Origin of the sequence: Pseudarthrobacter sp. NamB4 (assembly GCF_005796185.1) — a bacterium.
In the GTDB taxonomy this organism is placed as follows: Bacteria; Actinomycetota; Actinomycetes; order Actinomycetales; family Micrococcaceae; genus Arthrobacter.
This window is the reverse complement of sequence record NZ_VAHM01000005.1, coordinates 1-18,116: the sequence shown is the minus strand read 5'-3', so window position 1 is coordinate 18,116 and position 18,116 is coordinate 1. Positions and strand designations below refer to the sequence as shown.

Annotated in this window: 17 protein-coding genes; 14 read left to right on the top strand and 3 right to left on the bottom strand. The window is 66.4% G+C overall.

Annotated features, from left to right (window positions below; all coding sequences use genetic code 11):
* Position 1: 1 nt before the first annotated feature.
* Positions 2 to 967 carry a quinone oxidoreductase gene (locus FDW81_RS05905; protein WP_138133225.1) on the bottom strand — a complete coding sequence of 322 codons (966 nt, stop codon included), beginning with the start codon at positions 965 to 967 and terminating at the stop codon, positions 2 to 4.
* 134 nt (positions 968 to 1,101) lie between these two features.
* On the opposite strand from FDW81_RS05905, the gene argC reads away from it, so the two are divergent.
* The 10 genes from argC (at position 1,102) to FDW81_RS05855 (ending at position 11,314) form a co-directional block, all read left to right on the top strand.
* Entirely contained in the window at positions 1,102 to 2,133 is a 1,032-nt protein-coding gene (gene argC / locus FDW81_RS05900; protein ID WP_138133224.1) for an N-acetyl-gamma-glutamyl-phosphate reductase, read from the top strand.
* The gene (argJ, locus tag FDW81_RS05895) at positions 2,130 to 3,296 is read left to right on the top strand and encodes a bifunctional glutamate N-acetyltransferase/amino-acid acetyltransferase ArgJ (RefSeq protein WP_138133223.1); all 1,167 of its coding nucleotides are present in this window, start codon (positions 2,130 to 2,132) and stop codon (positions 3,294 to 3,296) included. Before argC ends, argJ begins: the two co-directional genes overlap by 4 nt.
* Before the next feature lie 33 nt (positions 3,297 to 3,329).
* The gene (gene argB / locus FDW81_RS05890) at positions 3,330 to 4,289 is read left to right on the top strand and encodes an acetylglutamate kinase (protein WP_138133222.1); all 960 of its coding nucleotides are present in this window, start codon (positions 3,330 to 3,332) and stop codon (positions 4,287 to 4,289) included.
* The gene (locus FDW81_RS05885) at positions 4,286 to 5,551 is read left to right on the top strand and encodes an acetylornithine transaminase (protein WP_138133221.1); all 1,266 of its coding nucleotides are present in this window, start codon (positions 4,286 to 4,288) and stop codon (positions 5,549 to 5,551) included. The genes argB and FDW81_RS05885 overlap by 4 nt, the downstream gene beginning before the upstream one ends.
* Entirely contained in the window at positions 5,548 to 6,558 is a 1,011-nt protein-coding gene (gene argF, locus FDW81_RS05880; protein WP_138133220.1) for an ornithine carbamoyltransferase, read from the top strand. Before FDW81_RS05885 ends, argF begins: the two co-directional genes overlap by 4 nt.
* Positions 6,558 to 7,088, top strand: a complete 531-nt coding sequence (locus FDW81_RS05875) for an arginine repressor (RefSeq protein ID WP_138133219.1) — start codon at positions 6,558 to 6,560, stop codon at positions 7,086 to 7,088. The genes argF and FDW81_RS05875 overlap by 1 nt, the downstream gene beginning before the upstream one ends.
* 42 nt (positions 7,089 to 7,130) lie before the next feature.
* Complete coding sequence (locus FDW81_RS05870) at positions 7,131 to 8,336, top strand: argininosuccinate synthase (protein WP_138133218.1); 1,206 nt, start codon at positions 7,131 to 7,133, stop codon at positions 8,334 to 8,336.
* A 5-nt stretch (positions 8,337 to 8,341) separates the two neighbouring features.
* On the top strand, positions 8,342 to 9,805 hold the full coding sequence (gene argH, locus FDW81_RS05865) for an argininosuccinate lyase (protein ID WP_138133217.1): 1,464 nt from the start codon (positions 8,342 to 8,344) through the stop codon (positions 9,803 to 9,805).
* 200 nt (positions 9,806 to 10,005) lie between these two features.
* Positions 10,006 to 10,542 carry a pyridoxal 5'-phosphate synthase gene (locus FDW81_RS05860; RefSeq protein WP_138133216.1) on the top strand — a complete coding sequence of 179 codons (537 nt, stop codon included), beginning with the start codon at positions 10,006 to 10,008 and terminating at the stop codon, positions 10,540 to 10,542.
* Positions 10,543 to 10,552: 10 nt separating this feature from the next.
* Positions 10,553 to 11,314: a maleylpyruvate isomerase family mycothiol-dependent enzyme gene (locus FDW81_RS05855; RefSeq protein ID WP_138133215.1), complete on the top strand. Its 762-nt coding sequence runs from the start codon at positions 10,553 to 10,555 to the stop codon at positions 11,312 to 11,314.
* A 29-nt stretch (positions 11,315 to 11,343) separates the two neighbouring features.
* Here FDW81_RS05855 and FDW81_RS05850 read toward each other — a convergent pair whose 3' ends face one another.
* Positions 11,344 to 11,850: a methylated-DNA--[protein]-cysteine S-methyltransferase gene (locus FDW81_RS05850; protein WP_138133214.1), complete on the bottom strand. Its 507-nt coding sequence runs from the start codon at positions 11,848 to 11,850 to the stop codon at positions 11,344 to 11,346.
* On the bottom strand, positions 11,847 to 13,388 hold the full coding sequence (locus FDW81_RS05845; protein WP_138133213.1) for a DNA-3-methyladenine glycosylase 2 family protein: 1,542 nt from the start codon (positions 13,386 to 13,388) through the stop codon (positions 11,847 to 11,849). Before FDW81_RS05845 ends, FDW81_RS05850 begins: the two co-directional genes overlap by 4 nt.
* Before the next feature lie 115 nt (positions 13,389 to 13,503).
* Between FDW81_RS05845 and FDW81_RS05840 the strand changes: the two genes are divergently transcribed.
* The 4 genes from FDW81_RS05840 to FDW81_RS05825 form a co-directional block, all read left to right on the top strand.
* A complete protein-coding gene (locus FDW81_RS05840) occupies positions 13,504 to 14,169 on the top strand; it encodes a DNA-3-methyladenine glycosylase (protein WP_138133212.1) in 666 nt (221 codons plus the stop codon).
* 37 nt (positions 14,170 to 14,206) lie between these two features.
* On the top strand, positions 14,207 to 16,435 hold the full coding sequence (locus tag FDW81_RS05835) for an AAA family ATPase (RefSeq protein ID WP_138133211.1): 2,229 nt from the start codon (positions 14,207 to 14,209) through the stop codon (positions 16,433 to 16,435).
* Between the two features lie 34 nt (positions 16,436 to 16,469).
* Positions 16,470 to 17,783 carry a tyrosine--tRNA ligase gene (gene tyrS / locus FDW81_RS05830; protein WP_138133210.1) on the top strand — a complete coding sequence of 438 codons (1,314 nt, stop codon included), beginning with the start codon at positions 16,470 to 16,472 and terminating at the stop codon, positions 17,781 to 17,783.
* A gap of 74 nt (positions 17,784 to 17,857) precedes the next feature.
* The coding region (locus FDW81_RS05825; RefSeq protein ID WP_138133209.1) for a hypothetical protein at positions 17,858 to 18,116 on the top strand (259 nt) is incomplete at its 3' end.

Genomic DNA, 18,116 nt, shown 5'->3' with positions numbered 1-18,116 from the left:
GCTACGGGACCAGGATGACCTTTCCGGTGGTGCGCCGCCCCTCGAGGTCGCGGTGGGCCTGTGCTGCCTGGGCCAACGGATAGCGGGCCCCGATGCGGACGTCCAGGCTGCCGTCGGCAGCCGCGGCAAAGATTTCCCTGGAGCGCCAGCGCCGTTCCGCTGCGTCCCTGAGATGGTGGGCAATGGTGGGCCTGGTGAGGAACAGGGAGCCGCCCGAGTTGAGGCGCTGCGGATCCACCGGCGGTACCGGCCCGGATGCGGCGCCGAAAAGGACCAGCATTCCGCGTGTTCGCAACGCTTCCAGCGAGCCGTCGAAGGTATCCTTTCCCACTCCGTCATACACCACGTCGGCACCAGTGCCGCCGGTAATCTCCCTCACGCGTCCCGCGAACCCCTTGTACGGCAGTACGTGGTCCGCGCCGGCGCCCAGCGCCAGTCCTTCCTTTTCCCCCGTTGAGACTGTGGTGATGACTTCGGCGCCCCTTGCCTTCAGCAACTGGGTCAGGAGCAGGCCCACCCCGCCGGCACCGGCATGCAACAGCACCCTGTGTCCGGGTTCCACCTTGAAGGTGGAATTCATCAGGAAATGCGCCGTCATTCCCTGCAGCGGGAGTGCGGCGGCGGTGAAATCATCCAGTCCTGCAGGAATGGGCAGGGCGGCATCCTCCGCAACCAGCGCATAATCCGCGTAGCAGTTGATGCCCTCGGCAGTGGCCACCCGGTCGCCGGGGGTGAAAGCGGTGACGCGCTCGCCCACGGCTTCCACTGTTCCGGCGGCTTCGGAGCCGGGGGTGAAGGGAAAAGGGACCTTGTAGGTGCCGCTGCGCTTATAGGTATCAATGAAGTTGACTCCAGCTGCGGTCACTTTAATCAGCAGCTGCCCGGGGCCCGGGGCCGGAGGTTCCACCTGGGTGTAGGTGAGGACTTCCGGCCCGCCTGCTTCCCGTGCGACTATTGCATGCGTCATTGGCTCTCCTTTTAAGGGCCCGGCGTGGTCCGCCCCGGCCTGCTGGAACCATCCTAGGGACACTTCCCGGCAGGGCCATTCCGCCGGTGCATAAATATCGGAATCAGTGCATACTTTTGCTGTATAGTCGGATCATGACTATTTCTGTTGCAGTGTCGGGAGCCAGCGGCTACGCCGGGGGAGAGGTCCTCCGGCTCCTTGCCGGGCACCCGGATGTCACGATTGGGGCAATTACCGCCCACAGCAACGCCGGCTCCCGGCTGGGCGAGCTGCAGCCCCACCTCCACGGACTGGCCAGCCGCATCCTTGAAGACACCACCGTGGAAAACCTTTCCGGACACGACGTGGTGTTCCTTGCCCTGCCCCACGGTGCATCAGCGGAGATCGCCGCCCGGCTGCCCGAAGGGACGGTGGTGATTGACGCCGGTGCCGACCACCGGCTGGAGGACCCCGCAGCGTGGGAGAAGTTCTACGGCTCCGCCCACGCCGGCACCTGGCCCTACGGCCTTCCCGAACTGCCGGGCCAGCGCGAAGCGCTCAAGGGTGCCACACGCATTGCCGTTCCCGGCTGCTACCCGACGTCGGCCCTGCTGGCCCTGGCGCCCGGGTTCACCGCCGGCCTGCTGCAGCCCGACGACGTCGTCATCGTTTCGGCGTCCGGCACCTCGGGTGCGGGTAAGGCAGCCAAGGTCAACCTGATCGGCGCAGAGGTCATGGGCTCCATGAGCCCCTACGGCGTGGGCGGCGGCCACCGCCACACCCCCGAGATCGAGCAGGGCCTCTCCAACGCCGCCGGTGAACAGGTCACTGTTTCCTTCACCCCCACGCTCGCGCCCATGAGCCGCGGCATCCTCACTACCGCCACGGCCAAGGTGAAGCCGGGCACCAGCGCAGAGCAGCTGCGCCAGGCATGGACGGACGCCTACGACGACGAGCCGTTCGTGCACCTGCTGCCTGAGGGGCAGTGGCCGGGCACCAAATCGGTGCAGGGATCAAACCATGCCGCGCTGCAGCTGGTTTTCGACCCGCACGCCGGCCGGGTTATTGTCACCTGCGTCATCGACAACCTCACCAAAGGAACGGCCGGCGGAGCCGTCCAGTCCATGAACATCGCACTCGGCCTGCAGGAAACTGCCGGCCTCAACCTGCAGGGAGTAGCCCCGTGACCGTTACCGCACCCCAGGGCTTCCGTGCTTCCGGCGTCGCCGCCGGATTGAAGGCCTCCGGCAAGCCGGACCTCGCGCTCGTGGTCAACGACGGACCCGCAAAGGCCGCCGCCGCCGTCTTCACCAGCAACCGGGTGGCTGCCGCCCCTGTCCACTGGTCCCGCCAGGTTGTCTCGGACGGGCGCGTCGACGCCGTGGTCCTGAATTCCGGGGGCGCCAACGCCTGCACCGGCCCCACCGGCTTCCAGAACACGCACAGCACCGCCGAGAAGGTCGCCGAGGTGCTGGGCATTTCCGCCACTGACGTCTTCGTCTGCTCCACCGGCCTCATCGGTGAGCAGCTTCCCATGGGCAAAGTAATTCCCGGTGTCGAAGCCGCTGCTGCTGAACTGAGCGCCGACGGCGGCCCGGCAGCAGCCATCGCCATCATGACCACGGACTCGGTCCCCAAGTCCGCCCTGTTCATCGGAACGGACGCGGACGGCCAGGAATTCAGCATCGGCGGCATCGCCAAGGGCGCCGGCATGCTGGCGCCCGGCCTGGCTACAATGCTGGTGGTCCTGACCACGGACGCCCTGGTGGAGTCGGAACTGCTCGACGTCGTCCTGCGGGACGCAACGCGCGTTACCTTCGACAGGGCAGACTCGGACGGCTGCATGTCCACCAACGACACCGTGGTCCTGATGTCTTCCGGGGCCTCCGGCGCAGTGCCGTCCGCCGAGGTGTTCGCAGCGGGACTGACCCAGGTGTGCGCCGAGCTGGCCCGCAAGCTCATCGCCGACGCCGAAGGCGCCAGCCATGACATCGCCATCCGCACCTTCAACGCCGCCAGCGAGGCCGACGCCGAAACCGTCAGCCGCTCAGTGGCACGGTCCAACCTGTTCAAAGCCGCCATCTTCGGCAAGGACCCGAACTGGGGCCGCGTACTCTCGGCGGTGGGCACCACTGACGCCGCGTTCGAGGCGGACCAGCTGAACGTTGCCATGAACGGCGTCCAGATCTGCCGCAACGGCAGCATCGGCGACGACCGCGGCCTCGTCAACCTGGAACCGCGCGAAGTCCTGGTGGAAATCGACCTGCAGGCCGGTAACGCCGAGGCCACCATCTGGACGAACGACCTCACCCACGATTACGTGCACGAGAACAGCGCCTACTCAAGCTAGGCACCCCTTGTGGAAGCTTTCGGAAGAGACGGTATGAACACCCAGACTCGCGAGACCACCAGCATGTCCGACGCCCAGGACAAGGCGGCCACCCTGATCGAGGCGCTGCCCTGGATTCAGCGCTTTGCCGGCACCACCATGGTGATCAAATATGGCGGCAACGCCATGGTCAATGAGGAACTTCGCCGGGCCTTCGCGGAGGACATCGTGTTCCTGCACCACGTGGGAATCCACCCTGTGGTGGTCCACGGCGGCGGGCCCCAGATCAACTCGATGCTGGCCCGGCTCGGCATCAAATCCGAGTTCAAGGGCGGCCTCCGCGTCACCACCCCCGAAGCCATGGACGTGGTCCGGATGGTCCTCACCGGCCAGGTGGGGCGCGAGCTGGTGGGACTCATCAACTCCCACGGACCCTACGCCGTCGGCATGTCCGGTGAAGACGGCGGGCTGCTGCGCGCCGTCCGCACCGGTACCGTGGTGGACGGCGAAGAAGTGGACCTCGGGCTGGTGGGTGAAGTGGTGGGCGTGGACCCGGCAGGCATCGTGGACATCCTCGACGCCGGCCGCATCCCCGTCATCTCCACGGTCGCGCCCGAAATCGTGGACGACGGCGACGGCTTCCTTGGCACGGCAGGTTTCCAGACCACCGGCCAGGTCCTGAACGTCAACGCCGACACCGCGGCTGCCGCCGTTGCTTCCGCCTTGGGTGCTTCCAAGCTGGTGATCCTGACGGATGTGGAGGGACTGTACGCCAACTGGCCGGACAAATCGTCCCTCATCTCCTCCCTCACCGCCTCCGAGCTAAGGGCCATGCTGCCCCGGCTCGAGTCCGGCATGATTCCCAAGATGGCCGCCTGCCTCAAGGCGATCGACGAGGGAGTGGAACGCGCGCACATTGTGGACGGGCGGCTGGCGCACTCCATGCTGCTGGAAACCTTCACCACCGCAGGCATCGGCACCCAGGTGGTTCCGGACGAGGAGATCGAGGGATGAACACGACTGAAAACCTCGAGCGCCGGACACCTGTGGCTGAGCTGGTGGAAACCACGGGCCACGCCGGCTCCGAGTGGCTGGCCCGTTACTCCAGCTCGCTGATGGGTGTCTTCGGCACTCCGCAGCGGGTCCTGGTCCGCGGTGCAGGTTGCCTGGTCTGGGATGCCGACGGCAAGGAGTATCTGGACCTGCTGGGCGGCATTGCCGTCAATGCGCTCGGCCATGCGAACCCGTTCGTTACTTCGGTCATCGCAAGCCAGTTGGCCACTCTGGGGCACGTGTCCAACTTCTTCACGAGCCCTACCCAGATTGCGCTGGCTGAAAAGCTCCTGGCACTCACCTACGCGCCGACCGGCTCCAAGGTGTTCTTCACCAACTCGGGGACCGAGGCCAACGAGGCCGCCTTCAAGCTGGCCCGCCGCAACACGGGTGGCGGGGACGCCAAGCGGACCAAAATCATCGCCCTTGAGGGAGCCTTCCACGGCCGGACCATGGGCGCCCTTGCCCTGACCGCCAAGGAAGCCTACCGGGCGCCGTTCGAGCCGCTGCCGGGCGGCGTGGTCCATATCCCCTTCGGGGACGTGGAAGCACTCAAGGCCGCCGTCGATGACACTGTTGCCGCGGTCTTCCTGGAGCCCATTCAGGGTGAGGCCGGGGTGCGGCCGCTGCCCCCGGGTTACCTCCGGGCAGCACGGGAGCTCACCAGCAAAGCCGGAGCCCTGCTGATCCTTGACGAGGTGCAGACGGGCATCGGCCGTACCGGAAAGTGGCTGGCCAGCCAGGACGCCGGGATCTTGCCCGACGCCGTCACCCTGGCGAAGGGCCTGGGCGGTGGATTCCCTGTCGGTGCCTTGATCACGTTTGGTGCGGAGACGTCGTCGTTATTGACCCCGGGCCAGCACGGCACAACCTTCGGCGGGAACCCTGTGGCCACAGCGGCCGCCCTGGCCACCCTGCACGCGATTGAGAACCAGCATGTCCTGGAGAACGTTGTCGAGGTGGGGGAGCACTTGCGCTCGGCCCTGGCCGCCATCCCGGGCGTCACCGAGGTGCGCGGCGAAGGCCTGCTCATCGGCTTTGATCTGGACGCAGACGTGGCCCCGGCCGTGGTCCAGGCCGGCCTGGACGCCGGTTTCATCGTCAACAGCCCGGGTCCCCGCACCATCCGTCTGGCCCCGCCGCTGGTCCTCACCACGGCCCAGGCAGATTCCTTCCTCGACGCCTTCCCGGCCATCCTCCAAGCAGTTAAGGACGCCCAGTGACATCAGCACCCAACTCCACCCGGCACTTCCTCAAGGACACGGACCTCAGCCCGGCAGAGCAGGCGGAGGTGCTGGACCTCGCAGCCCGCATGAAGGCGGCGCCCTACAGCGTCCAGCCCTTCGCCGGCGAGGGAAGCGGCCGCAAGACCGTGGCCGTGATCTTTGACAAGACCTCCACCAGGACCCGGGTCTCGTTCGCCACGGGCATCGCGGATATGGGCGGAAACGCTCTCATCATCAACCCGGGTGAGGCACAGATCGGCCACAAGGAGTCCGTGCAGGACACCGCCAAGGTGCTGGAGCGCATGGTCTCCACGATCGTGTGGCGGACCGGGGCGCACGCAGGCCTGGTGGCAATGGCGGAGAACTCCAGCGTGCCCGTCATCAACGCGCTGTGCGACGACTACCACCCGTGCCAGCTGCTGGCGGACCTGCTGACCGTCAAGGAGCACAAGGGCGAACTCAAGGGCCTCACCATGAGCTACCTGGGGGACGCCGCCAACAACATGGCCAATTCCTACCTGCTGGCGGGGGTCACGGCGGGAATGCATATCCGGATCGCCGGGCCGGAAGGCTATCTGCCGGCAGCGGACATCGTGGCTGCCGCCGAGGAGCGCGCAGCGGAAACCGGCGGCTCCGTGCTGATCACCACGGACGCCGCGGAAGCCCTGAAGGGGGCCGACGTCGTGGCAACGGACACCTGGGTATCCATGGGACAGGAAGCCGAAAAGGAAGCCCGGCTGCAGCTGTTCCGCGAGTACTCCGTGGACGAGGCGGCAATGGCACATGCGGCGGAAGACGCCGTCGTCCTTCACTGCCTGCCCGCCTACCGGGGTTACGAAATCTCCGCCGGAGTCATCGATGGACCGCAGTCCATCGTCTGGGACGAGGCCGAAAACCGGCTGCATGCCCAGAAGGCCCTGATGGCCTGGCTGATGCACCGCTCGCGCCTGGCGTTCGTGGACGGCCTTGCCCCCGTTGAAGGTACCGGGGAGAGCACGTTCTAGTGTCCACCAGCCCGTCGGTGCCGGGCTCCAGTCCGGCCACCAAGACTGCGCGCCAGGCACGCATCGCCACCATCCTCACCGGGGAATCCGTGCGTTCCCAGGCGGAGCTGGCAGCCTTGCTGGCGGACGACGGCGTGCAGGTCACCCAGGCGACGCTGTCGCGGGACCTGGTGGAACTCGGCGCTGTCCGGGTCCGCGGCAAGGAAGGCGTGCTGGTGTACGCGGTACCTGGCGAAGGCGGTGAGCGTACTGCGAAAAGCGGGGTGAGCCAGGAAATCCTGGACGCCCGGCTGGCCAGGCTCTGCAGCGAACTGCTGGTCACCGCGGAGGCCTCGGCGAACATCGCGGTGCTCCGCACCCCGCCCGGGGCCGCAAACTTCCTGGCCCTTGCCATCGACCATTCGGTGATGCCATCCATCCTGGGGACCATCGCCGGGGACGACACCGTGCTGCTGGTGGCCCGTGACCCGCAGGGCGGCCCGGACCTCGCCGCCAGGTTCCTGCAACTGGCCGAAGAAGCCGGGCATTAAGCTTGAAGACAAATCAAAACACCCCACAAAGGAGCATGTGAAGTGACTGAACGCATTGTGCTGGCCTACTCAGGCGGCCTGGACACCTCAGTAGCCATCGGCTGGATCGGTGAGGCCACCGGCGCCGAAGTCATCGCCGTTGCGGTTGACGTTGGACAGGGCGGCGAGTCGCTCGAGACCATCCGCCAGCGCGCCCTGGGCTGCGGCGCCGTCGAAGCCTACGTGGCTGATGCCTCGGACGAGTTCGCCAACGAGTACTGCATGCCCACACTGAAGGCCAACGGACTGTACCAGGGCCACTACCCGCTGGTGTCCGCCATCTCCCGGCCCGTCATTGTCAAGCACCTGGTCAAGGCCGCCCGCGAATTCGGCGCCACCACCGTGGCCCACGGCTGCACCGGCAAGGGCAACGACCAGGTCCGTTTCGAAGTGGGCATCCAGACCCTCGGCCCGGACCTGAAGTGCATCGCACCGGTCCGCGACCTCGCCCTCACCCGCGACAAGGCCATCGCCTTCGCCGAGGAAAAGGGCCTCCCGATCGAAACAACCAAGAAGAACCCGTACTCCATCGACCAGAACGTCTGGGGCCGCGCCGTCGAAACCGGTTACCTCGAGGACATCTGGAACGCCCCCACCAAGGACATCTACGACTACACCGCCACCCCGGAGTTCCCGCCGGCACCGGACGAAGTCATCATCTCGTTCGAAGCCGGCATTCCGGTGGCGATCGACGGCGTGAAGGTCACCCCGCTGCAGGCCATCAAGGAACTCAACCGCCGAGCCGGCGTGCAGGGCGTTGGCCGCATCGACGTCGTCGAGGACCGCCTGGTGGGCATCAAGTCCCGTGAAATCTACGAGGCTCCGGGCGCCATGGCCCTGATGACCGCGCACAAGCACCTCGAAGACATCACCGTTGAGCGCGAGCAGGCCCGCTTCAAGGCCACCGTTGGCCAGCGCTGGGCCGAGCTGGTTTATGACGGTCAGTGGTTCTCGCCGCTCAAGCGCTCCCTGGACGCCTTCATCGAAGACACCCAGAAGTACGTCTCCGGCGACATCCGCATGACCCTGCACGGGGGCCAGGCCATCGTCAACGGCCGCCGCTCCGAGACGTCGCTGTACGACTTCAACCTGGCCACGTACGACACCGGCGACACGTTTGACCAGTCCATGGCCCGCGGCTTCATTGAGTTGTGGGGCATGTCCGCCAAGGTCGCCTCCGGCCGCGACATCCGGGTCGCGGGTCAGTGACCGGGATGGGCCCACGAACGCAGGGGTCCCCTGCCGAGCGCAGCGAGGTTGGGGCGCGTTCGGGGACTAACGAAGGCGCGCTGTGGGGCGGCCGGTTCGCCGGCGGCCCCGCCGACGCCCTGGCGGCGCTGAGCAAGTCCACGCACTTCGACTGGCGGCTGGCCCGCTACGACATTGCCGGTTCCAAGGCCCACGCCCGGGTGCTGCACAAGGCGGGCCTGCTGGACGACGCCGAACTGGAAGGCATGCTCGAAGCCCTCACCCGCCTGGATGAGGACGTGGCCTCGGGCGCCTACGTGCCGGCGGAATCCGACGAGGACGTGCACGGTTCGCTCGAGCGCGGCCTGATTGAGCGCGCAGGACCGCAGCTTGGCGGCAAGCTCCGCGCCGGCCGGTCCCGCAACGACCAGGTGGCAACCCTGGGCCGGATGTTCCTGCGCGACCACGCCCGGATCATCGCCCGCGGTGTCCTGGCCACAGTGGACGCCCTGGTCGATCAGGCCCGGGCCCACCACGGCGTTGCCATGCCCGGCCGCACCCACCTCCAGCACGCCCAGCCGGTACTGCTCAGCCACCACCTCCTGGCCCACGCCTGGGCGCTGCTGCGTGACGTGCAGCGGCTGCAGGACTGGGACCGGCGCGCCGGCGTTTCGCCCTATGGTTCCGGTGCGCTTGCGGGCTCGTCACTGGGACTGGATCCGGAGGCTGTGGCGGCAGACCTGGGTTTCTACTCAGCGGCCCACAACTCCATCGACGGCACCGCATCCCGCGACGTCTTCGCTGAGTTTGCCTGGGTGTGCTCGATGATCGGGGTGGACCTGTCCCGCATCTCCGAGGAAGTCATTCTCTGGGCCACCAAAGAATTCTCCTTCGTCACGCTGCATGACTCGTACTCCACAGGATCCTCGATCATGCCGCAGAAGAAGAACCCGGACGTGGCTGAACTGGCGCGCGGCAAGGCGGGGCGCCTGATCGGGAACCTGACCGGGCTGCTGGCCACGCTCAAGGGCCTGCCGTTGGCCTACAACCGCGACCTGCAGGAGGACAAGGAACCGGTGTTCGATGCCGCCGACACCCTGGAGCTCCTGCTCCCGGCCGTCTCCGGCATGATTGCCACCCTGAAGTTCAATACCGAGCGGATGGAATTGCTGGCGCCGCAGGGGTTCGCCCTTGCCACGGACATCGCCGAGTGGCTGGTCCGCCAGGGTGTCCCGTTCCGCGAGGCACACGAGCTCTCCGGCGCTGCGGTGAAGCAGGCGGAGTCCCGCGGCGTGGAGCTGTGGGATCTCACGGATGAGGAATACGCCGCCATCTCGGACCACGTCACACCGGAGGTCCGCACCGTCCTGTCGACGGAAGGCTCGCTCAACAGCCGCAACTCACAGGGCGGAACGGCACCGGCCGCCGTCGAACGCCAGCTGGCAGCGCTGGAAGGCGAACTGGTCGGCGTGCGCGAGTACGCGGGTTAACCGGCACGCGAAGGAGTCCCCGCCGTCCGCAGGGGGCGGGGACTCCGTGCAGATTCACCAACGCTCTCTCACTTAACGCCCCTTTTTGGCCAGCGCTCTCTCACTTCCCCTAAGAAAGTGAGGGCGCGTTGCCAATTTTCACGCATCAACTGCGAGAGGGTTGGCCGTGTACGCGCAACACTGCCCGCTACCATGGCCGCATGAGCGAAACCTTCCGCAAGTTCCTTCGCGGCCTGCCCGACTTTCCGGCTGAGCTTCCCGCCTTTGATCCGGCCACAGCGCCGCGGAACCCCGTGGAACTGTTCAAGCAGTGGCTGGACCAGGCGCTGGACGCGGGGGAGCAGCAACCGCACGCCTTCAGCCTTGCCACTGTCAGCGCCGGGCAGCAGCCATCGTCCAGGATGCTGATCCTGAAAAACATCGACGGCGACGGCTGGCATTTCGCTACCTCCAGTACTTCCCGCAAGGGGCAGGAACTGGATACGGTGCCCCAGGCTGCCATGAATTTCTACTGGGCTTCCCTCGGCCGGCAGGTCCGCGTCGCAGGACCGGTCGTCCGGCTGTCAGCAGAGGCGTCGGCGCGGGACTGGGCAGAGCGGCCGAGGGCGGACAGCAGCAGCAATCCGCACTGGCAGCTCTATGCACTCCAGCCCACGGAGTACGAGTTCTGGCAGGCCAGCAACGACGGCGAGCACGTCCGGCACCGCCTGGGGCCGGATGGTGCCGTCCGGGGCTAGGATGAGCGCCATGACAGCTCCCGCACCTGATGAACTGCTGGCAGGGCTCCATAAGGCCGCCGCCGACGTCACCTCCGATGCCGCCACCTTCAGCGACGAGGATGTGCGGGCACCGTCCGCGCTCCCTGGCTGGACGCGCGGCCACGTACTCGCCCACCTCACGGGCATCTCAAATGCCATGGCGCGGCAGCTCGAATACGCTGCCCGCGGGGAAGCCGTAGAGCTGTACGACGGCGGCATGGACGGCAGGAACAAGGCGATCGACCTTGCTGCCGGGCACGACGCCGCCACGCACCTCGCGGACCTGAACAAGGCCGTGTTACGGGCACTGAAGGCGTTCGATGTGCTGCCCGGCGTCAAGGATTCCTCGGCCAACCAAACGGGCTGGTGGGCACCCATCACCTATCGGGGTGGAGTGGTCCTGGACGGGGGCCTTGCACTGTGGCGGGAACTTGTCATCCATAACGCAGACCTGTTGACAGGCAGGGGACCGGAAACTTGGAGCCGCCCCTTCTGCGAGCATCTGTTCGATTTCCTCGCCGCCCGCGTGCAGCCGGACGACAAACTGGTGCTACAGCCTCTTGGCCTCCCGCCCGTCAGCATCGGCACCGGTAACCGGTCTACGGTCATCAGCGGCATGATCACCGATATTGCGGCCTGGCTTGCCGGCCGTGAACCAACGCTGGGCAGCCTGCGGGCATCGGCGGCGGCCGACGGTGCCGACCTGCCGGCCCTGCTGCCCTGGCCGGCGGGAACCCCGGCGCCCAAATAGCGGTTGCCCCAGGGCCTTTTGGCCGGGTATCACAGGCGCGGCCAGGCCGCCTCGCGCGCCAGCAGGCTTTCCTTGATGGCCGGGCCCCAGCGGAAACCGCCGAGCGAACCATCGGTCCTGATCACTCGGTGGCATGGGACAAACAGGGCTGCCGCGTTGAAGGCGCAGGCACTGGCGGCTGCCCGGACGGCTTTCGGGTTGCCGGCCAGGCCCGCGTACTCGGTGTAGGTGACGGGGGATCCGGGCCGGACCAGCCGCAGCACGTCCCAGGCATGCACCCGGAAGGGGCCCGACTTCTGCACTACCGGGACCTGCATTGCCGGCAGTGGATCGCCGGCGTAAAAGGCTTCGACGGCAGCCTTGATTCCTCCCGGCCCGGTGACCACTTCGACGGTGGCGGGCCGCAGCGAGGGGTGGATTTGCCCGATCAGGTCGCCGGGCTTGTCCGTCCATCCGCTCGAAAGGACAACGCCGTCCTGGGCAAGGACAGTGAACGGGCCGTCGGGGGTGGACATCTGAAGCAGCTGGGCTTTCATCGGTTCACTTTCTCTGCAGTTCGCCTGCTGGAGGCACGGCTGTTCGTTATGGGCACATGTCCTGCCCTGGTGCGCGGTTGGGCTGCTGCCCGCCACAGGTGCATGGTGGCGTAGGAGCGCCACGGGCTGACCTCGCGGAAGTCCGGGCTGGCCGTCCCGCCGGCGCGGCTCGCAGTGGCAGGGGTTGGCGCGGCCAGGGCTTTAACCCCGTTCCGTACTGCCGCGTCGTTGCCCAGGAAAACATCCGGGGCGCCGAGCACACGCATGGCAAGGTAACCGGCGGTCCAGGGTCCCACTCCTGGCAGCGGCAACAGCTTCGCGGCCAGGGTTCCCATGTCGTCGCCGTAGCCGAAGTCCAGGCCGCCCTCAGCGAGGGCGGTGGCTGCAGCGCGAAGTGCTTCTGCGCGCTTCCGGGGTCCGCGCACCAGAACGTAACCGTCAGCGGCGATTTCGGCGGCGGTGGGGAACATGCGCTCCAGGCCCTCGCCTGGGTTGCGGCTTGGACGCCCGACGGCGGCAATCCGGGTCAGTGCCGTCCGCGCGGCAGCCACGGTGACCTGTTGGCCCACCATGGCCCTGACCAGCATTTCGCCGGGGTCCAGAGCCCCGGGCATTCGGATGCCCGGAGCCTCGGCGACCGATGCTGCCAGCCGCGCATCAGCAGCCAGTGCTGTATCGATGGCCACCGGATCTGCATCCACATCGAAGAGTCGCCGGACGCGGCTCAGCAGGGCCGGCAGGTCCCGCAAGTCCACCGCACCGATGGTGAGGGTCAACGTCCGCCCTGGCATGACGGCGTCGTACTCCACCGTGAAGCGGGCGTCGCCGTGCGGCAGCGCCAGCGTACGTGCATAGGACGTTGCCGTCCCGGATTCGATTCCAGGGATGGCCCGCACTGACAGGAAGGTGAAAATGCCAGGATCGAACGGCTCACGGTAGGGGAGGTTGAGGGTCAGCGCGGAGGCACCGCCGCTGGTTTTCCGGGAACTGGCGGCGCGCAGGGCCGAGGGGGTCATGTCGAAGACCTCCGCCATCGTTTCGTTAAACTGCCGGACGCTGCTGAACCCGGCGGCAAAGGCGACGTCGGCAAGTTTCATGGACGTGGACACGAGCAGGGTCCGGGCCGTCTGCGCCCGCCCGGCCCGGGCGAGCGACAGCGGACCGGCGCCCAGTTCGTGGCTGAGAATGCGGTTCAGTTGCCGGGAGGAATAGCCGAGGCGGGCTGCCAGTCCGTCCACGCCGTCCCGGTTCACGACTCCGTCGTTGATCAGCCGCATGGCCCGCGCGGCCACATCCTGGCGCACATTCCAGGCGGGCGTGCCGGGAACTGCCTCAGGGAGGCAGCGCTTGCAGGCCCGGTAGCCGGCGTCGTGGGCGGCCGCGGACGTCTCGTAGAAAGTGACGTTGGAAGCTTTGGGTGTCCGCGCCGGGCAGGACGGGCGGCAGTAGATGCCCGTGGTGCGGACAGCAGTAAAGAACTGCCCGTCGAACCGGGTGTCGCGGGCATCTATCGCCCGGTAGCGCTGCCAGAAGTCCATTCCCCCATCCTGCCAGCACACAGGTAGTCCAGCTAGCGGAAATCGGACACGGCCGTGGTGCTGCCGGACGACGTAATACCGGGGTCCGGCAGCAGGTTTTGGATAGAGTCTGGCCATGAGCAGAAATCCGCTGGCGGCCGGCCGGCCGCTGCGGGAGTTCCTTTCAGGAGACGCCCGGGAGCTGGCCCCGCTGCTGCTGGGCGCCGTCCTGACACATGAGTCCCGGGACGGTGCGGTGTCCGTCCGGCTCACGGAAGTGGAGGCTTACCTGGGGCCCGAGGATTCGCTGCACCCGGACCCGGGATCGCATACCTACCGCGGCCCCACGCCCCGCAATGCCCCCATGTTCGGCCCTGCGGGCCATCTGTACGTCTACTTCACCTATGGCATGCACCACTGCACCAACCTCGTGTGCGGGCCGGAAGGGGTTGCATCTGCGCTCTTGCTGAGGGCAGGGGAAATCGTGGACGGCCTGGAACTGGCCCAGCGGCGGAGACCGACGTCGAAAAACCCCTCAGATCTGGCCAGGGGGCCTGCGCGGCTGGCCAAAGCATTGGGCCTGACGACGGCAGACAGTGGTCGAGACGCCCTGGCGCCCCCTTTTGGGCTGGTGCTTCCGCCTGGGCCCAGCGGGTCGGTGAGCTCCGGGCCGAGGGTAGGCGTCTCCGGCGCCGGCGGCACGGACCAATACTCCTGGCGCTTTTGGATCACCGGCGACCCCACCGTTTCGCAGTACAAGGCAGCGAAGCTCCGAAACGGGGTTAAGGGGAAAAGGTTGTAGAATGGTAGGTCTGTCTTTTGCGATAGGGGAACGTTAGATGCACGACGCCGATTTGGCCCACGAACGGGACTATGTTGCCGGCCTGTACGCGCGGCTGGAAGAACTGCGCGAGGAAAAGCGCCGCCAGTTGGCGCAGGTCCGGCGGGCAGGGGCCGTGGGCACCATGCAGAACGTTTCCGAGCGCGACGCGTTCGCCGCACTGTATGAAGACCGCCTCGCCCAGCTGGACGCCGTGGATGACCGGCTGGTCTTCGGCCGGCTGGACCTGGATTCCGGAGAAGCCCAGTACATCGGCCGCATCGGCCTTACCACCGAGGACCTGCAGCGGCTGATGGTTGACTGGCGCGCGCCCGAGGCCGGCCACTTCTACCAGGCCACGGCGTTTGACAGGCAGGGCGTCCGGCGCCGCCGCCACCTGATCCTGCAGGGCCGCGAGGTCAAGGCCATCGAGGATGACGTGCTCGATCCAGAGATGCTTGCGGACAGTGAATCGCTGCAGGGCGAAGGCGCCCTGCTCGCCGCGCTCAACTCCAAGCGCACCGGCCGCATGTCGGATATCGTCAGCACCATCCAGTCGGAGCAGGACCGCATCATCCGGTCATCGATCTCGGGTGCCCTCGTAGTGCAGGGCGGGCCGGGTACCGGCAAGACCGCTGTGGCGCTGCACCGTGCCGCCTACCTCCTCTATACCCACCGCGACCGCCTCAAGACCGCAGGGGTGCTGCTGGTGGGCCCGTCGTCGTCGTTCATGAAGTACATTGAACGGGTGCTGCCGTCCCTCGGTGAGACCGGTGTTGTGATGGCCAGCCTGGGCCGCCTGATGGCCGGAATCCATGCCGTGCCCGAGCAGGACCCCGCGGTCGCCGCAATCAAGGGGCGGCTGGATATGGCTGCCGTCGTGGCCAAAGCCGTGGCGAACCGGCAGCGGATGCCCGCCGAGGACCGGACCCTTGAAGTTGACGGCCGCAAGCTGGTGCTGACGCAGCGGCAGGTGCGCCGCGCAAGGGAAAAGGCCCGTTCCACCGGCAAGCCGCACAACGAGGCACGCGTGACCTTCGTCAAGATCCTGCTGCGGGAACTCACGGAACAGATGACGGAGCTGGTGGAGGCCGGAAACATCGGCAACAACGCGGACCGCTCGTACCTGGCGGAGGATGTGCGCACTGCCCGTGACGTGAGGATTGCGCTGAACCTCTGCTGGATGCCCATGACTCCGGAGAAGCTCATCTCCGAGCTGTTCAGCAAACCCGCGATCCTTGAAGCGTGCACGCCCAACCTGACGCCTGAGGAGCGCGCCCTGCTGCTGCGCCCTGCCGACGCCCAGTGGACCGAGTCCGACGTTCCCCTGCTGGATGAAGCTGCCGAACTGCTCGGCGAGCTGGATCCTGCGGCCGGCCGCGGACTGGCCCAGCAGGAACACGACCGTGCCCGTGACCTCGCCAACGCGAAGCAGACGCTGGTCAACATGCAGGCTGCAGGGGTGGACCCGCTGATGTCCGCCGAAGAGCTGGCCGAGCAGAACCGGGAACAGGAAGCCCGGCTGACTGCTGCAGAACGCGCCACGAGTGACCGCACCTGGGCCTTTGGCCACATTGTGGTGGATGAGGCGCAGGAGCTGTCGCCCATGCAATGGCGCCTGCTGGTTCGCCGCTGCCCCCTGAAGTCCTTCACCATCGTGGGTGACATCGCCCAGACAAGTTCAGTGGCCGGCGCCAACTCCTGGCAGGGTGCGCTGGCCCCCATGTTTGGCGACCGCTGGCAACTGGAGGAGCTGACGGTCAACTACCGCACTCCTTCCCAGATCGCCGAAGCCGCGGTCCGGATGGCCAACGCGGCCGGCCTGGTGGTCTCCGCCCCCAAGGCTGTGCGTGAAGGGCGCTGGTCACCAGTCATCGACGAAGTGGCCCCCGGCGATGTGGTGAGGCGCCTGGTTGAGGTCCTGCCGGAGGAACTGGAGGCGCTCGACGGCGGCCTGCTGGCTGTCATCGCAGACGGCCAGTTCCTGCCTGAGGCCAGCGCTGCCCTTCGCGCCGCCTACGGCCGCCGGGTGGGAACAGGTGCCGGCAGCTATGAGCAGGACATGGTAGTGATCAGCCCGCGGGAGGCCAAGGGATTGGAGTTCGACGGCGTGGTGGTGCTGGAACCGGCCATGATGCTGAACCATGAGCACGGCAAGGTGGGGGACTTGTACGTGGCCATGACGCGCGCCACCCAGCGGCTGCGTCTTATTGCCGCAGAACCGGTGCCGGCAGGGATCCGGCGCTGATCCGGCGGCTGGTATTACTGCTAACTTAGAAAGCGTGTCCGAAATCAACAGCCTCGAATCGCAGCAGAACGACCCCACTTTCGCCAACATCTGGCAGGAACTGAAGTGGCGTGGCCTGGTCCACGTTTCCACCGACGAAGCAGAGCTGGAAAAGCTCCTTGCCGGTGCACCGGTCACGTACTATTGCGGCTTCGACCCCACCGCGCCGAGCCTGCACCTGGGCAACCTCGTCCAGCTGCTCGTCATGCGTCGGCTCCAGCTGGCAGGCCACAAGCCGCTGGGGCTGGTGGGCGGTTCCACCGGCCTGATCGGCGACCCCCGTCCCACGGCCGAGCGCACACTGAACACCAAGGACACCGTGGCCGAATGGGTGGGATACCTTCAGGCGCAGGTGAGCCGCTTCCTCAGCTTCGAGGGAGACAACGCCGCGCGGATGGTCAACAACCTGGACTGGACCGCGCCGCTGAGTGCCATCGACTTTTTGCGTGAAGTGGGGAAGCACTTCCGTGTTGGCACCATGCTGCGGAAGGACGCCGTAGCCTCCCGGCTCAATTCGGACGAAGGCATCAGCTACACCGAATTCAGCTACCAGATCCTGCAGGGCATGGACTACCTCCAGCTCTACCGGGATTACGGCTGCGTGCTGCAGACCGGTGGCTCTGACCAGTGGGGCAACCTCACCAGCGGTACGGAACTGATCCGCAAGGTTGAGGGCAAGAGTGTCCATGCTTTAGGTACACCGCTGATTACCAATGCCGACGGCACGAAGTTCGGCAAGAGCGAGGGCAACGCCATCTGGCTCGACGCCGGCATGTGCAGCCCGTACGCCTTCTACCAGTTCTGGCTCAACACCGCCGATGCGGATGTGGTGGACAGGTTGAAGGTGTTTACGTTCCTTACCCGTGCCGAGATCGAAGAGCTCGCTGTTGCTGTCGCTGAGCGGCCGTTCGCACGTGAAGGCCAACGGAAGCTCGCCTACGAAGTGACCTCCCTCGTTCACGGCGTCGAAGCCACCGAAAAAGTGATTGCTGCATCCGCAGCTCTCTTCGGTAACGGTGACCTCTCTGCCCTGGACAAGGCAACGCTCCAGGCGGCGACGTCCGAGCTGCCGTCCGCCACGGTGCAGGTGGATGCCATGGGAATCGTGGATCTGCTGGTTGCTTCGGGGCTTTCCGAAAGCAAGTCCGCAGCCAGGCGCACCGTTGGTGAAGGTGGAGCCTACGTCAACAACGAGAAGGTCTCCGACCCCGAAGCGGTGATCTCCGAGTCCGAGCTGCTGCATGGGCAGTACCTGCTCCTGCGCCGCGGAAAGAAAAACCTGGCCACGGTGGAAGTGCTGGTCCCCTAGGCTCTTCTCAGCCGCCCGAAAGACCTCTGCACGCTCCTCCGCAGCCGATTTGCACGGCCGCGGGGGAGCGTGTAATGTTTTCTGAGTCGCCGCCGCTGAAGCGGAAAAATAGCGACCAAAACCCACCAAAAACTGAAGCAACTTCAGCATGTGCGGAAGCACTGAACGAAGAATTGCTCCATTTTATGGCGGGTGGATTCATTCCGCTGGATGAATTCCGGGAAAACAACCGGATTTGCAAAGCGAAATTGAATCAAATAAGATTGAAACATCGCAGCGAAGAAATACGAAATGTGAATTCACGAAAAGTGGATTGGTTCGGGAATATTCGAA

Excerpts from the sequence above, each read along its gene's own strand:
- FDW81_RS05905 (WP_138133225.1), bottom strand. The coding sequence starts at position 967 with ATGACGCATGCAATAGTCGCACGGGAAGCAGGCGGGCCGGAAGTCCTC.
- argC (WP_138133224.1), top strand. The coding sequence starts at position 1,102 with ATGACTATTTCTGTTGCAGTGTCGGGAGCCAGCGGCTACGCCGGGGGA.
- argB (WP_138133222.1), top strand. The coding sequence starts at position 3,330 with ATGAACACCCAGACTCGCGAGACCACCAGCATGTCCGACGCCCAGGAC.
- FDW81_RS05885 (WP_138133221.1), top strand. The coding sequence starts at position 4,286 with ATGAACACGACTGAAAACCTCGAGCGCCGGACACCTGTGGCTGAGCTG.
- argH (WP_138133217.1), top strand. The coding sequence starts at position 8,342 with ATGGGCCCACGAACGCAGGGGTCCCCTGCCGAGCGCAGCGAGGTTGGG.
- FDW81_RS05860 (WP_138133216.1), top strand. The coding sequence starts at position 10,006 with ATGAGCGAAACCTTCCGCAAGTTCCTTCGCGGCCTGCCCGACTTTCCG.
- FDW81_RS05855 (WP_138133215.1), top strand. The coding sequence starts at position 10,553 with ATGACAGCTCCCGCACCTGATGAACTGCTGGCAGGGCTCCATAAGGCC.
- FDW81_RS05850 (WP_138133214.1), bottom strand. The coding sequence starts at position 11,850 with ATGAAAGCCCAGCTGCTTCAGATGTCCACCCCCGACGGCCCGTTCACT.
- FDW81_RS05845 (WP_138133213.1), bottom strand. The coding sequence starts at position 13,388 with ATGGACTTCTGGCAGCGCTACCGGGCGATAGATGCCCGCGACACCCGG.
- FDW81_RS05840 (WP_138133212.1), top strand. The coding sequence starts at position 13,504 with ATGAGCAGAAATCCGCTGGCGGCCGGCCGGCCGCTGCGGGAGTTCCTT.
- FDW81_RS05835 (WP_138133211.1), top strand. The coding sequence starts at position 14,207 with ATGCACGACGCCGATTTGGCCCACGAACGGGACTATGTTGCCGGCCTG.